A 13,395-nucleotide genomic window follows, 5' to 3' on the forward strand; every position below is an offset into this window, starting at 1 on the left:
TGCGGGGCTGCTAACGCCTGGTCAGATGATGCTACAGAGGGGAGTCGGGTGCTTACCTGCCTTCGCGTTGGATTGCCCGTCTCGTGCGGCGCCGCAGGTCAGGGTTGGTTCGCAGACATTCTGCTTCCGTGTCTGACGTTCCGCCAGGAACGCTGCTCAGCAGTCGAGCAGCGTTCTGGTTGGTGCCGGTCGGTCGGCTTTGAACGCCTCGTTCTACTGGCGGCGCCGCAGCTGCTGGATGGTCGGCACGATGGCCAGACAGAGCAGAGCGGTCCCGCCGAAGGCGGCGCCGCCTGCGAGCAGGGCGTCCACCGGCGTGCTCCCACCGAGGCGCTTGAGGAACCCGGTGCACGCCGCGACCAGTAGCGAGAACAGCAGCATGACCAGCAGCCAGGGGAACCACGTGCCGCCTGTGGTGTCGGTGGATCGGGGCGGGCTCGGAGGGGGAGTCACGGCGGAGTTCCTTGTCGGATCGACTACTTGGCGCATTGAAATCGCGTTGGGATTTCTAAGTTCTAGCGCAAGAGTGCAGTGTTACGCATCCAAGTCCACGTATATCATTGAAGTTGGGCAGATTCTCGCATTAGACGCTCAACGTTCAACGACAACCGGTCACCTTCGTTCATTTCATGGCATCGGCTTCGTATTTCCAATGTAACGCGTAAGCATGGATTCGACGGACTGGCCTGGTGGGATGAATCGGCTTGGAAAAGAGAAGCCTCAAGGGTGTGGTCGATCTCGTCCGGCAGCGGTCTCGGTGAACCCGATGATGTGATGGGGAGAAACGGTGGTTGAGAACGCTCAGGCGGGGCCATTTCCTCGCCCTGCGTCTTTGGAAGTGCAGCGCAAGTGGGTGGAAGCGGGCCTGAACACGCCAGGGGTGAACGTTCCGCGTGAGGCGCTGCTCAATTTCGCCCCGTTCGTGGTCGATCCGGAGTCCATGGTGACCGAACAAGATCAGGTCGGGACACGAATGTGGCGACCGGATGCCCTGCGGCAGCTCCAAACCGATGCGGGGGACATGCTGATCGCGGCGGTACGGATGCATGGCGCTGGGGGAAGCGTCTGGGAACACAACGAGCGGATCAGCTCGTTGTGGCACTCGCCCGCCAATCCGGCACCGGTGCGGGAGGATGAGAGCTCGCTGTCCGCAGTGCGTCCCTTCGTCCAGCAGATGGCTGGCGGCTCGACTCAGGAGTTTGCGGCCGTGGAGAGCGTGGCCGCGAACCGCGAGTCACTGGTCGCGAATCTGGAGAAGGCGGCGTCGGGGCTGCGTGAACGGGAAGGCCACCGTTCCTACGATCTCAGGCAGGACCTGATCCTTAACGGGCAATTGGAGCCGGGCCTCTACGTCGCGCAGCACATCCTCATCAAGGAAGCACCGCTACAGGCTCGGGACGGACGTCCGCTGCATCCGGGCGAACACTGGCAGTGGATGGCGGTCCGGGGTAACAACCGGACGCAGCGGCGCCACGACATTTTCCGGATCTCGTCCGCCGATGTGGTCGCGGGTGTCCCGGTCAAGAAGATCGGAGGGAGCGGGGAAGACGTCGTTTTTGATCCGAACGACTGGCTCACGCGTCTCTCCGACCTGCTGAACGAGGAGTACGCATCGCTCTCCGCCGCCACGAGCCCTGCCGATCCTGACGACGACTCCCGCGCCGTGCAGGCTGCCAGGCTCGCGGTGGTGGAGTCCCACCTGGTCGTGGGCACCTCGGCACCACGCAGGCTCTACCGCATCGCACAGATGAGTAATCGGCGTGACCACGTTCATATGCCGCTGGAGTTCACCCCGAACGACCGAGGGCGGGCGCTCGGTCGCAGCGTGCTCGGAATGTACGCAGCGGAGGGAGTGCTCGACGAAAGGGTCGCGGAGGTTCTGTCAGGAGGCGTGCCTATTGCGGGGTTGCCAGGGCTGCCGGCGGATGCAGCGGTATCGGAGCTGCGGGACATCCGTTCGATGATGCTTATCCGGGAGCTGTTTCCGACGGAGCGGCGCAAGCGGTTGCTGATCCGACGGGCACTCAGCGAGGCGCCGCCGTCCCAACTGAGCGCGCCGGAGGCCAACCGGCGGGCACGGGTCTGGTCGGCCATGACCTCGGAGAGCTTTCCAAGCCCGTGGAACCCGCGGATCGCGGAGGTTTTCCAGCTCGGCGATGTCCGGGACGGCCTCAATCCCTCGGACCGGCGGTTGCCCGAGCTGCTTGCCCAGGCGGACACTGATGATGAGGCATTCGAGGAACTCATCTCCTTCCGGGCGGCACATTGGCTCGCGGCCTTCGACATCATCGACGCGGACCGGGGATCGCTGACCGGCCAGAAGACCGACGACGACGGAGCCAAGGCGGACCGCGTCCGACGGACAGTCAAGAACAACCTGATGGCCATGCGGAACAACCGCCGCAAGGCGGTGGGTGTCCTGCGGGAACTGGCAGCCGCGATGGACGAGGGGGACCGCCGCCCGCGGAAGGTCTCGGCGACTGGCGAACCCTTGCTGGAACCGATGACCCGGGCTTGGTTCAACCGGGAGTTCCCCAAAGAGGCGGGAATCCGTGGGCGTGGGGTGCCGAAACCACGGGGCAACTCCGCTGCACCGCGGTCAACCGCGCAGTCCGTTCGGCTGGCGGTCGGCAACGGTGCTATGGCGGTGCCCGGCGAGGGACGGACGGCACCTGCAGCGAAGAGCGGGCCTGTTCAGTCTCCGGAAATCGTACCGACCCGTCCGGCGCCGGATGAGGTTCAGCCGCCGAGCCTCGAAAGTGCCCCTGCGACCGACCCGGCGCTCGATTTGGCAGTGAACCTGGAGCAGCAGGTGGGGGCGCTTGTCCACGACGTCGGGAGATGCCAAGAGCTTGCCGCGTCTCTGGCCGTGCTTGCGAAGCCTGGAGGCCGCTCACTGACTCGGGACCAGGCGGACAGCATGACACTGGGCTTGATGACGGCTGAGGTGGAGATCCGCCGGTTGCGGGCGAAGCTGGAAGGACTTGCCGAGCCGCTCGCAGGTCCGTGAGACGCTACTGGGTTCGTTCGGGCCGTGCCTGCAGTTACGGCCGAGAGTCGAGAGGCAGCTTCTTCCTCGGAGGCGGGGTCGAGCCCGAGGGTGTGCAGGAGGTGGTCGCGCTCGGTGTTGAAGGGCCATCGCCGCCCATTCCCGGCGGCGTACGAGGCGTCGTTATCGCCGTCGAGCTGTTGAACCGAGGGCCTCGATGGGGGACGTCATGATGCAGCCGAGTGGCCGCGACGCCAGAAGGTGGGCAGCCACCAGCAGAGCACCGAGCGGTCGTCGGGCCACGGGGCCCGGTCCTCGGCGTCCCAGTCCTCGAAGGAGTCCCGTGTCAGATCGATGGGGCGCCAGGCGGGGTCGAGCGGCTCGTCCTCGGCCGGCGGGCGGACGTACCGCCGGCCGTGCTCGTCGCAGGCGCCGAAGTCCTGGTAGTTCCGCTGGGCCTCGATCAGGGAGACCTTGTTCGCCCCGCTTGCCATGGTCGGCCAGCGGAACTGGACCCCGTCGTCCTCCCAGAAGCAGACGGGGCAGATCTCGTACGAGCCGGGCATCGTGTCCAGCACGCGGTGCCCGCAGCACGGGCAGGGGTAGGAGTCGCTCACCTGCGAAGTCTCCTTGCAGGCCCCGCCGGTGTGCCAGGGGTTTCGCCGCCTCGGATCCCCCGGCCAGTCCGCAGCCAGTCCGCAGGAAACCCGTAAACGGCCGTCGGGAGCCAACGCATGCCAACGAAGAACCCCCAGGTCAGGGCCCTGCGCGGGGCTCCGCCGCAGGTCAGGATCGAGGCTCAGACATTCCGCTTCAACGTCTGAGATCGGATGAGATAACACCACGTCGCTGGTCTGGCAAACATGCAGATCAGTAAGGGCCGGGCTGTCATGAGCCCGGCCCTGCGTCGATCCCGTGCTGGATCGGTGCTGGATTTCCTGACCCGGTGTCAGGGTTTATCAGCTGTCGTAGACCGTGGATCGATGCCCGACATGGACCACCCACACCACCAGTTCGCCGTTGTCGACGGTGTAGATCACTCGGTAGTCGCCGAACCGGAGGCGACGCCTGTCGGGCTGGGATACGAGTGCGGTGGTATTGAAGCCGAAGGGATCCGTTTCAAGCTCGGTCAGCTTGGCCAGGATGCGCAGCGCCGTGTCACGGGGAATCTTTCGGAGCTCAGCCTGAGCCTCGGGCCGGAAGACGGTGCGGTACTCACTCACTGCGTGCCAGCGTCTCCCTCATGACGTCCTCAATGGGGACGCCGGCAGCTCTGTTCGCCATGCGCTCGTCGATGATTCGGTTGATCTCGCGCTCTTCCCACTCCTGGTACTTGCGCAGCGTCTCGATCGACACGACGGCGGCGACCTGCTTGCCGCGGCGGGTGATCACGGTGGGCACGTCATCGCGGTCGGCCCGCTCGACCACCTCGGCCAGATGTGCGCGGACGTCGCGGATGGACTCTATGGGCATCTGCGTCATGCACCAAGGGTACACACCGTCCCATGTGTACACAATGGGCGGGGCTCTGCATGTGTGGGGTCGCCTGGGCTTTCAGGCTGCGCTTACCCGAGAAGCTCACATCGCGCCCGAATCGGCGCGCACCACGTTGCCCGGCCAGGCGAAGCAGCACCAGCACCACCACAGAAGTGCCAGTACGACCACTCCGCCGAGCAAGCACAGCGCGCCCTTCGCCCGCTGCCCCCATGCGGAGCCCTATACACGGGGCATGGGGTCCAGCTGCGGGAGCACCTCACCCGCGATGAGTTCCAGGTGGTCGAGGTCGCTGAAGTCGGTCAGACGCAGATGGATCCGGCCCGTGCCGATCGCGGAGAACTCGCCGAGCCGCTCCACGAGTTGGGCCGGAGATCCGATCACCGGGTCCTCCGGTGGCAGCGCGCTCTTGACGTGCAGCGGGGCGGCCCGCCGCTGTGCCTCCGCGTCGTTACGGCCGATCGCGGCCACGACCCCGGCCGAGAGCACCAGCGGTGGCCGGCCGGCATGGCCCCGGCCGGTCCGTTCGCAGGCCTCGGCGACCCGCCGGTACGCCCGCGCCGTCTCGGCCACCGACTTGAAGGGCATGTTGAACTCGTCGGCGTACCGGGCGGCCAGCTCCGGGGTGCGCTTGGGGCCGCGGCCCCCGACGATGATCGGCGGGGCCGGCGTCTGCACGGGCTTCGGCAAGGCGGGCGCGTCGAGTAGTCGGTAGTAGTTGCCGCGGTAGTTGAAGCTCTCGCCAACCGGCGTCCGCCACAGTCCCGTGATCACCGCCAGCTGCTCCTTGAGCCGGTCGAAGCGCTCCCGGACGGGCGGGAAGGGAATGCCGTACGAGGTGTGCTCCCGTTCGTACCACCCGGCGCCGAGGCCGAGTTCGACCCGCCCGCCGCTCATGTGGTCGACCTGCGCCACCATCACGGCGAGCGGGCCGGGCAGCCGGAAGGTGGCCGAGGTGACCAGGGTGCCGAGCCGGATCCGGGAGGTCTCCCGGGCGAGCGCGGCCAGCGTGAGCCAGGCGTCGGTGGGGCCGGGCAGCCCGGGATCGGCGCCCATCGCCTGGTAGTGGTCGGCCCGGAAGAAGCCCTCGAACCCGCCGGCTTCGACGAGCCGTACGAAGCGCAGCTGGTCGTCGTAGTCGGCGCCGCGGTGCGGCTCGGTGAAGACGCAGATCCGCAGGGTCATCGCCCCTCCGTTTCGGCCGGCGTGGGCACGTCCCGCTCCATCAGCAGCTCATGCAGACCGGCGGTGCACCGGGCCGCTTCGTCGAGATACGCGGTACGGCCCAGCGTCCTCGGCCGGGGGATGCCGATGTCGACGATCTTGCGGATCCGGCCCGGACGCGGGGTGAGCACCACCACCCGGTCGGCGAGCAGCACGGCCTCGTCTATCGAGTGGGTGACGAAGACGACGGTGGCGGAGCTCTCGATGTGGACGCGTTGCAGCTCCACCGCGAGTTCCGCGCGGGTCAGCGCGTCGAGTGCGGAGAACGGCTCGTCCATGAGCAGCACCCGGGGCTCGCCCATCAACGACCGGCACAGTGAGACACGTTGCTGCATCCCGCCGGAGAGCTCGTGCGGCCGGTGCTTCTCGAAGCCGCTCAGCCCGGCCGTCTCCAGCAGCCGATACGCCCGGTCGCGGTGTTCGGCCTTGTTCCAGCCGAAGATCTCCACGGGCAGCAGGACGTTGTCGAGGGCGGACCGCCACGGCAGCAGGGCCGGCCGCTGGAACAGCATGGCGACATCCCGCCGGGCTCCGGTGACCCGCTCCCCGCCGATGGTGATCTCGCCCTCGGTGACCGGCAGCAGCCCGGCGATCAGCCGCAGCAGGGTGGACTTGCCGCACCCGGACCGCCCCACCACCGCCACGAACTCACCCTCGGCGATGTGCAGGTCGATGCCCTGGAGCGCCACCGTCGAACCGGACCGGCTGGTGAAGCTCCGGGACACACCGGTGAGTCTGATCATCCGGCGGTCTCCCCATCCCCGGCGATCGCACTATGCCTGGCGATCGCAATGCCGGCCGGTTCGTGACGCCTGGTCAGGCTACCGGGGACAGGCCGCTCGGCGGTACCTGTCGTTCTGCCGGTGAATCCGGTGAATCCGGTGAATCCGGTGAATCCCGCACGCCCGGTCCCACAATTGCCCAGCTCTCGTACGCTGTTGCCCGCACGAAGTGTCATGCCCTCCAGCGGTCGGAAAGGACCTCACTGTGCGCATGAACAGCTTCGCTCGTACGACCGCCGCGGTGGCCCTGGCCACGGTGCTGGCCCTGGTGTCAGGGTGCGGCGGCTCGGACTCCGACGACGGTGATGACGCGGACGCCAAGGCACCGCGGAAGGTGACCTACCTGACCTCGTTCGGCAACTTCGGCCGGGACGCGTACGCCTGGGTCGCCAAGGACAAGGGGTACTTCGAAGAGGCCGGCTTCGACGTGCAGATCAAGCCGGGCCAGGGCACCGGCGGCGTGATCCCGGCCGTCGTGAGCGGTCAGGCGCAGTTCGGCCCGATCGACCTGACGGGCGGTCTGCTGAACCTGGGCAGCGGCCAGGCGAAGGACTTCGTCGCGGTGGCCGCCATCCAGCAGCGCACCATGGCCGCGATCGCCTCCACCGAGGGCAACGGCATCACCGCGCCCAAGGACCTGGAGGGCAAGCGGCTGGCCGACACGCCCGGCTCGGTCGTGCGCAACCTCTTCCCTACGTACGCCCGGCTGGCCGGAGTGGACGCGGCCAAGGTGACCTGGGTCAACGGCGACGCACAGACCCTGATGGGCACGCTCGCCAGCGGCGCGGTGGACGGCATCGGCCAGTTCGTGGTGGGTGAGCCGACCATCGAGGCGGTGACCAAGAAGAAGCCTGTCCTGCTCCCGTACAGCGATGTGATCCCCGATCTCTACGGAAACGTGCTGATCACGTCCAAGAAGCTCGCCGAGCGGGAGCCGGAGATGGTGAAGAGGTTCACGGCCGCGCTGCTCAAGGGCCTGGAGTACAGCCTGGCGAACTCGAAGGAGGCCGCCGAGATCCTGAAACGGAACGTGGACGCCACGAATCCGGCCGCCGCGGCAGCCGAGTTGGAGCTGATGGCCGCGTACGTCAGGCCGGAGGGTTCCGGCACGACGCCTGGGACGGTGGACTCCGGGCGGGTCGCGAAGAGCATCGCGCTCCTGGAGGACGCGGATGCGCTGCCGGAAGGGATGACCCCTGAACAGATCATCGACTTCGACCTCGTTCCGAAAGCCTGATCGCACCGGCCAGGGGACGAGCGCCGGCGCCGTGCTGCTCCCCTTCGCCGGGCTGCTGGTCGCGCTCGGCGCGTGGTGGCTGCTCACGTCGGTGCTGGAGGTGATCCACCCGGCCGTGCTGCCTCCGCCCGGTGCCGTGCTCTCGGCGTTCGCCGCGGCCCCGGCCCGGTTCCTGGACCACACCGGCGACACCATGCTGGAGACGGTGGTCGGGTTCGTGCTCTCCAGTGTCTGCGCGGTGGTCATCGGACTGTCGCTGGCCGCCTCGCGGGTCCTGGAGCGGATGTTCACGCCGCTCCTGGTCGCCGTCAACGCGGTGCCGAAGATCGCGCTCGGGCCGCTGCTGGTGGGGGCGCTCGGCTGGGGGCAGAAGCCGGTCCTCACCATGGTCTTCCTGCTCTGCTTCTTCCCGATCGTGCTGTCCACCGCGACCGGCCTCACCTCGACCCCGGCGGACCTGGCCGAGCTGGCGCGCTCGCTGGACGCCTCGCGCTGGCAGGCGTTCCGCAAGGTACGGCTGCCCGCGGCGCTGCCGCAGATCTTCGTCGGGCTGAAGGTCGCCATGCCGCTCGCCGCGATCGGCGCGGTCATCGGTGAGTTCCAGGCCGGTGAGACCGGCCTTGGCTATCTGATCGTGCAGGCCGGAGGAGTGGGCGACACGGCCACCGCCTGGGCGGCGATCATCCTGATCGGGCTGATGAGCATCCTGCTCTACTTCGCCCTGGTGCTGCTGGAACGGTTCGCGCTGCCCTGGGTCAGGGAAACCACCTCGCGCAGCTGATGGAGCTCAACCCGTGACCGACTGTTACTTTCATTGGGCGCACGATATCCTGCGCCCAATGAAAGTATCGCCGAGTCTGCTCCCCATCCTCCGCTCCCGGACGCAGGGCGAACTGCTCGCGCTCGTGCTGCTGCACCCGGAACGCGAGTACAGCATCACCGAGCTGGCCGCCGACGTCGGAGTGACGCCCACCGCTGTCCTGCGCGAGGTCGACCGGCTGACCGGCGGCGGGATCCTCGCCGAGCGGAAAGTGGGGCGCAGCCGCCTCGTCAGGGCCCGTACGGACACCCCGCTGTACGGTCCGCTGAGCGACCTGATGTCCGTCTCGTTCGGCCCCCTGCCCCTGCTCACCGAAGCGCTGGCGGGACTCGAAGGAGTCCGGCGGGCCTATATCTACGGTTCCTGGGCCGCCCGGTACAACGGCGAGCCGGGGCCGCCGCCCGCCGATGTGGATGTGCTGGCGGTGGGCGACCCCGACCCCGACGCCCTCTTCGATCTCGCCGAGGACGTCTCCCGTAGGCTCCGCCGCGAGGTCAACGTCCATCGGGTCTCCGCCGAGGCGTGGCAAGCGCCCACGGACGATCCGTTCCTCACCAGCGTCCGCGAACGCCCGCTGGTCGAGCTGAACCTCGACGTGGAGGCGTAGTGGCGAGCTGGAATCAAGGGCGGTCGACGATCGACGCGCTCCTCGGCAGCGGGCGGCTCGAGCGCGTCCCCGCGTCCCGGCAGGCCGCCGAAGCGGAACTGGTCCGCGCCCGTGTCCATGTCGGCTCTGCACGGCAGCTGGCGGCCAGGGACCCGGAGGGCGCGTACACCCTCGCCTATGACGCGGCTCGCAGAGCGCTGGCGGCGGTACTGCAGAACCAGGGGCTGCGTGCCACCAGCCGGGGCGGCCACCTCGTCATCTACGAGGCCCTGCGAGCGCAGCTCGGCCCGCCGCTCGGAGCCACCCTGCGCCCCTTCAACCGCATGCGGGCCCGGTGCAACGAAGTCGAATACCGGTCCACGCAGGCTCCGACCGTGACCTCGGAGGAAGTCGATGCCGACCTGACGAAGGCGCTCCGCTGATAGTGCCGCGATGTGCCGTCGGTCGGCTGCGGCGCCGTCGTGGCTGGTCGCGCAGTTCCCCGCGCCCCTTAGGGCGCTGCCGAACCGCCTCAGGTCATCCCCCGGCACGCCCGCGCATACCCCCGCACCAACGGCAGCTCCTCGTCCTCCCGTCGCCACGCCAGGGCGTAGCGGCTGGGGGACAGTCCCCGCACCGGCCGGGTGATGACGCCGCCCAGGGTGATCAGAGGGGCGTTCCCCTCGGCGATCAGGCAGATGCCGAGGCCCGCGACCAGGGCCTCGTACGTCTCCTCGGTGCCGGCGATCTCCGCGCCGATGCGGGGTGGGCGGCCGGCGCGGGCGTCGAGGGCGAGCCAGTGGTCGCGCAGGACGCCGGCGCTGCGGGGGAGGGCGAGGAAGGGCTCGTCGAGGAGGTCGGTGAAGGTGAGGCCGGTGCGGGCGGCGAGCGGGTGGGTGTCGGGGAGGGCGACCAGGCGGGGCTCCTCCGCGAGCACCGTCCACCCGTAGCGCTCGGCGTCGGGCAGTGGCAGCCAGACGAAGGCGACGTCCACCGAGCCGTCCGCGAGGCCCGCCGTGGGGTCCTCCCAGCTGACCTGCCGCACCCGCAGGGCCGTCTCCGGGTGGGCGGCCGTGAAGCGGGAGCGGATCGCCGGGAGCAGACCGCCGCGGCCCGGGCTGGTGCTCATCCCCACGGTCAGCGTGGAGCGGTGGACCGCCCTGGCCCGCTCCACCGCCGCCGCGGCCTCCTCCCACGCCGCGAGCACCCGCCGGGCCGGTGCCAGCAGCGCCTCGCCCGCCGCGGTCAGCGCCACGCCCTGCCGGTCCCGGCGCAGCAGCTCCACCCCCAACTGCCGTTCCAGCGCCCGGATCTGCTTGCTCAGCGCGGGCTGGGAGACGTACAGCCGCTCGGCGGCGCGCGTGAAGTGCAGTTCGTCGGCCACCGTCACGAAGTAGCGCAAGTCGCGGCCGTGTACGTCCAAAGTCGCCATAACCATCGGCTATCACGAAGGGTCTTGGACGCGCCACTGGGAAAGCGCACAAGCTTGAAGCAGAACGACGGATGCAGTGACGGATCCGGTAAGGCTCAGCTCATGCTCATGAACCAGGAGGGGCCATGAACAAGGTGTGGCTGGTGACCGGCGCGACCAGTGGGTTCGGACGGGCGATCGCCGAGGCGGCGGTGGCCGCGGGGGACGTGGTCGTGGGCGTGGCCCGGCGCCCCGAGGGCCTGGCCGACCTCGTCGCCGCGCACCCCGACCAGGTGGAGGCGCTCCGGCTCGACGTCGCCGACACGGGCGCCGCGGAAGCCGCCGTACAGGATGTGCTGGCGCGCCACGGGCGGATCGACGTCCTGGTCAACAACGCGGGGCGGACGCATGTCGGTGCCTTCGAGGAGACCACCGAGGACGAGCTGCGCGACCTGTTCGAGGTGCATGTCTTCGGGCCCGTCGCCCTCACGCGCGCGGTGCTGCCGGGTATGCGCGAGCGGCGCTCCGGTGCGATCGTGCAGATGAGCAGCATGGGCGGGCAGATGTCCTTCGCGGGCTTCTCGGCGTACAGCGGAACGAAGTTCGCGCTGGAAGGGCTGTCCGAAGGGCTCGCGGACGAGGTCGCGGAGTACGGCATCAAGGTGCTGATCGTCGAGCCCGGCTCCTTCCGCACCGCGCTGTTCGACCCCAGCCGGGCCGGGGTCAGCTCGGACACCGGCCTGTACTCCAAGGTGGAGCAGACCCGCGGTTTCGTCGCCGGCGGTGACGGCACCCAGGCCGGCGACCCGGCGAAGGCGGCGGCCCTCATCCGCGCCGCCCTGGACGCCGAGCACACCCCGCTGCGGCTCCCCCTCGGCGAAGACGGCGTCAGCGCGGTCCTGGACCACCTCGACCAGGTCCGGCAGGACGTCGCCGCGTGGGAGAAGCAGACCCGGGCCACGGCGTTCGACGACTGACGGGGACCGTCAAGGGCCGGCGGTGGGGGCCAGGTCCGGGCGGCACGGAGAGCCACGCTTCGTGTATGGCAGGTCTGTTACGTCCGTGCACAGGGCTTGTGCAATTCCTGTGGAAGCCGCAATCTTTCGGCTGACGCACAGGCGCGGCATTGGAATTGACATGATCATGTCCACGCGCCTCGGCTTCGTGCACACCCGCACCACCCCCCCACCAACGCACCACCGATTGAGGAGGATCCCTCAGATGGCAGTGATGCGTCAGACCCGGCGAAGACTTGCCGCGATCAGCCTGGCAGCCACCGCGGCACTCGCCGCCGGCCTCGTCTCCGCCCTCCCCGCCGCGGCCGCTCCCGAAGGCCGTATCCAGTACGAAGGCGCCGCGGGCGCCGTCGCCGACAGCTACATCGTGACGCTGAAGGCCGACACCCGGGCGGGCTCCGCCCAGGGCAAGGCGCTCGCCCAGGAGTACGGCGCCGACATCGAGCGCACGTACACCAAGGCCCTGAACGGCTATGCGATCGAGGCCTCCGAGACCGAGGCGAAACGTCTCGCCGCCGACCCGGCCGTCGCCTCCGTCGTCCAGAACCGCACCTTCAGCATCGAGGCGACCCAGCCCAACCCGCCCTCCTGGGGCCTGGACCGCATCGACCAGAAGACGCTCCCGCTGGGCAGCAGCTACACCTACCCGGATTCGGCCGGGACCGGCGTGACGGCGTACGTCATCGACACCGGCGTGCGCATCAGCCACAGCGACTTCGGCGGTCGCGCCGCCAACGGCTACGACGCCATAGACAACGACAACGTCGCCCAGGACGGCCACGGCCACGGCACCCACGTCGCCGGCACGGTCGCGGGGAGCGCCTACGGCGTCGCCAAGAAGGCGAACGTCGTCGGCGTCCGCGTGCTGAACAACTCCGGTCAGGGCACCACCGCCCAGGTCGTCGCCGGTATCGACTGGGTCGCCCGCAACGCCGTCAAGCCGGCCGTCGCCAACATGTCCCTCGGCGGCCCCGTCGACACCGCTCTCGACACCGCCGTACGCAATGCCGTCGCCTCCGGCATCACCTTCGCCGTCGCGGCAGGCAACGAGTCCGTCAACGCCTCCACCAGGTCCCCCGCGCGCGTGACGGAGGCGATCACCGTCGGCGCCACGACCTCGTCCGACGCCAAGGCGAGCTATTCCAACTTCGGTTCGGTCCTGGACCTGTTCGCCCCGGGCTCGTCCATCACCTCGGCCTGGCGCACCAGCGACACGGCCACCAACACCATCTCCGGTACGTCGATGGCGGCCCCGCACGTCGCCGGAGCGGCGGCGCTCCATCTGGCCGACAACCCCACGGCCACGCCCGCCCAGGTGTCCGCGGCCCTGGTGAACGCCTCCTCGACCGGAGTCGTCACCAGCCCCGGCACGGGCTCGCCCAACCGCCTCCTCAACGTCGGCGGCGGTACGACGACTCCTCCGGGCCCGCGCTTCGACAACACCGGCGACTACACGATCAGCGACAACGCCACCGTCGAGTCCCCGCTGACCGTCTCCGGCGTCACCGGCAACGCGCCTTCGGCCCTGGCCGTCGAGGTCCACATCGTCCACACGTACATCGGCGACCTCCAGGTCCAGCTGATCGCCCCCGACGGCACGGCGTACACCCTCAAGGCGTACGGCACCGGCGGCAGTTCGGACAACATCGACACCACGTACTCCGTCAACGCCTCCTCGGAGGTCGCGAACGGATCGTGGAAGCTGCGGGTCAGCGACAACGCGGCGATCGACACCGGGCGGATCGACGCCTGGGCACTGCAGTTCTGATCAAGCACCTGTGAAGCAGCAGGCGGCGGTGCGGTGCGCGGAAGGCGTGCTTACGATGCGCGCAGCAT

At 69.0% G+C, this 13,395-nt stretch carries 14 protein-coding genes; 7 read left to right on the top strand and 7 right to left on the bottom strand.

The features are described 5' to 3' along the window. Window positions 1-213 precede the first annotated feature (213 nt). Window positions 214-453 carry a hypothetical protein gene (locus tag QQY66_RS31715; RefSeq protein ID WP_301983728.1) on the bottom strand — a complete coding sequence of 80 codons (240 nt, stop codon included), beginning with the start codon at window positions 451-453 and terminating at the stop codon, window positions 214-216. Between the two features lie 385 nt (window positions 454-838). On the opposite strand from QQY66_RS31715, the gene QQY66_RS31720 reads away from it, so the two are divergent. Continuing rightward, window positions 839-3,010: a hypothetical protein gene (locus QQY66_RS31720; protein WP_301983729.1), complete on the top strand. Its 2,172-nt coding sequence runs from the start codon at window positions 839-841 to the stop codon at window positions 3,008-3,010. 206 nt (window positions 3,011-3,216) lie between these two features. On the opposite strand, the gene QQY66_RS31725 is transcribed toward QQY66_RS31720, so the two are convergent. From QQY66_RS31725 to QQY66_RS31745, 5 genes are all read right to left on the bottom strand, one after another. After that, on the bottom strand, window positions 3,217-3,606 hold the full coding sequence (locus QQY66_RS31725) for a CPCC family cysteine-rich protein (RefSeq protein WP_301983730.1): 390 nt from the start codon (window positions 3,604-3,606) through the stop codon (window positions 3,217-3,219). Between the two features lie 342 nt (window positions 3,607-3,948). Continuing rightward, window positions 3,949-4,212: a type II toxin-antitoxin system RelE/ParE family toxin gene (locus QQY66_RS31730; protein WP_301983731.1), complete on the bottom strand. Its 264-nt coding sequence runs from the start codon at window positions 4,210-4,212 to the stop codon at window positions 3,949-3,951. Further along, window positions 4,205-4,471: a type II toxin-antitoxin system Phd/YefM family antitoxin gene (locus QQY66_RS31735; protein WP_301983732.1), complete on the bottom strand. Its 267-nt coding sequence runs from the start codon at window positions 4,469-4,471 to the stop codon at window positions 4,205-4,207. The genes QQY66_RS31730 and QQY66_RS31735 overlap by 8 nt, the downstream gene beginning before the upstream one ends. Window positions 4,472-4,705: 234 nt before the next feature. After that, a complete protein-coding gene (locus tag QQY66_RS31740; RefSeq protein WP_301983733.1) occupies window positions 4,706-5,668 on the bottom strand; it encodes an LLM class F420-dependent oxidoreductase in 963 nt (320 codons plus the stop codon). Continuing rightward, entirely contained in the window at window positions 5,665-6,450 is a 786-nt protein-coding gene (locus QQY66_RS31745) for an ABC transporter ATP-binding protein (RefSeq protein WP_301983734.1), read from the bottom strand. Before QQY66_RS31745 ends, QQY66_RS31740 begins: the two co-directional genes overlap by 4 nt. A 250-nt stretch (window positions 6,451-6,700) precedes the next feature. Between QQY66_RS31745 and QQY66_RS31750 the strand changes: the two genes are divergently transcribed. Genes QQY66_RS31750 through QQY66_RS31765 form a run of 4 tightly spaced genes read left to right on the top strand, consistent with a single transcriptional unit; the run spans window position 6,701 to window position 9,575 of the window. Next, a complete protein-coding gene (locus QQY66_RS31750; RefSeq protein WP_301983735.1) occupies window positions 6,701-7,726 on the top strand; it encodes an ABC transporter substrate-binding protein in 1,026 nt (341 codons plus the stop codon). A 31-nt stretch (window positions 7,727-7,757) separates the two neighbouring features. Next, complete coding sequence (locus tag QQY66_RS31755) at window positions 7,758-8,507, top strand: ABC transporter permease (protein ID WP_301983736.1); 750 nt, start codon at window positions 7,758-7,760, stop codon at window positions 8,505-8,507. A gap of 58 nt (window positions 8,508-8,565) precedes the next feature. Further along, on the top strand, window positions 8,566-9,153 hold the full coding sequence (locus QQY66_RS31760; RefSeq protein ID WP_301983737.1) for an ArsR family transcriptional regulator: 588 nt from the start codon (window positions 8,566-8,568) through the stop codon (window positions 9,151-9,153). Then, entirely contained in the window at window positions 9,153-9,575 is a 423-nt protein-coding gene (locus QQY66_RS31765; RefSeq protein WP_301983738.1) for a hypothetical protein, read from the top strand. The genes QQY66_RS31760 and QQY66_RS31765 overlap by 1 nt, the downstream gene beginning before the upstream one ends. An 89-nt stretch (window positions 9,576-9,664) precedes the next feature. On the opposite strand, the gene QQY66_RS31770 is transcribed toward QQY66_RS31765, so the two are convergent. Beyond that, window positions 9,665-10,570, bottom strand: coding sequence for a LysR family transcriptional regulator (locus QQY66_RS31770; RefSeq protein ID WP_301983739.1), 906 nt, complete (start codon window positions 10,568-10,570; stop codon window positions 9,665-9,667). A 119-nt stretch (window positions 10,571-10,689) separates the two neighbouring features. Between QQY66_RS31770 and QQY66_RS31775 the strand changes: the two genes are divergently transcribed. Continuing rightward, a complete protein-coding gene (locus QQY66_RS31775) occupies window positions 10,690-11,520 on the top strand; it encodes an oxidoreductase (protein ID WP_301983740.1) in 831 nt (276 codons plus the stop codon). A gap of 244 nt (window positions 11,521-11,764) precedes the next feature. After that, window positions 11,765-13,327, top strand: a complete 1,563-nt coding sequence (locus QQY66_RS31780) for a S8 family peptidase (protein ID WP_301983741.1) — start codon at window positions 11,765-11,767, stop codon at window positions 13,325-13,327. The last annotated feature ends 68 nt before the right edge of the window (window positions 13,328-13,395 follow it).

Origin of the sequence: Streptomyces sp. DG2A-72 (genome assembly GCF_030499575.1) — a bacterium.
In the GTDB taxonomy this organism is placed as follows: Bacteria; Actinomycetota; Actinomycetes; order Streptomycetales; family Streptomycetaceae; genus Streptomyces.

Excerpts from the sequence above, each read along its gene's own strand:
- QQY66_RS31735 (WP_301983732.1), bottom strand. The coding sequence starts at position 4,471 with ATGACGCAGATGCCCATAGAGTCCATCCGCGACGTCCGCGCACATCTG.
- QQY66_RS31740 (WP_301983733.1), bottom strand. The coding sequence starts at position 5,668 with ATGACCCTGCGGATCTGCGTCTTCACCGAGCCGCACCGCGGCGCCGAC.
- QQY66_RS31745 (WP_301983734.1), bottom strand. The coding sequence starts at position 6,450 with ATGATCAGACTCACCGGTGTGTCCCGGAGCTTCACCAGCCGGTCCGGT.
- QQY66_RS31750 (WP_301983735.1), top strand. The coding sequence starts at position 6,701 with ATGAACAGCTTCGCTCGTACGACCGCCGCGGTGGCCCTGGCCACGGTG.
- QQY66_RS31760 (WP_301983737.1), top strand. The coding sequence starts at position 8,566 with ATGAAAGTATCGCCGAGTCTGCTCCCCATCCTCCGCTCCCGGACGCAG.
- QQY66_RS31770 (WP_301983739.1), bottom strand. The coding sequence starts at position 10,570 with ATGGTTATGGCGACTTTGGACGTACACGGCCGCGACTTGCGCTACTTC.
- QQY66_RS31775 (WP_301983740.1), top strand. The coding sequence starts at position 10,690 with ATGAACAAGGTGTGGCTGGTGACCGGCGCGACCAGTGGGTTCGGACGG.
- QQY66_RS31780 (WP_301983741.1), top strand. The coding sequence starts at position 11,765 with ATGGCAGTGATGCGTCAGACCCGGCGAAGACTTGCCGCGATCAGCCTG.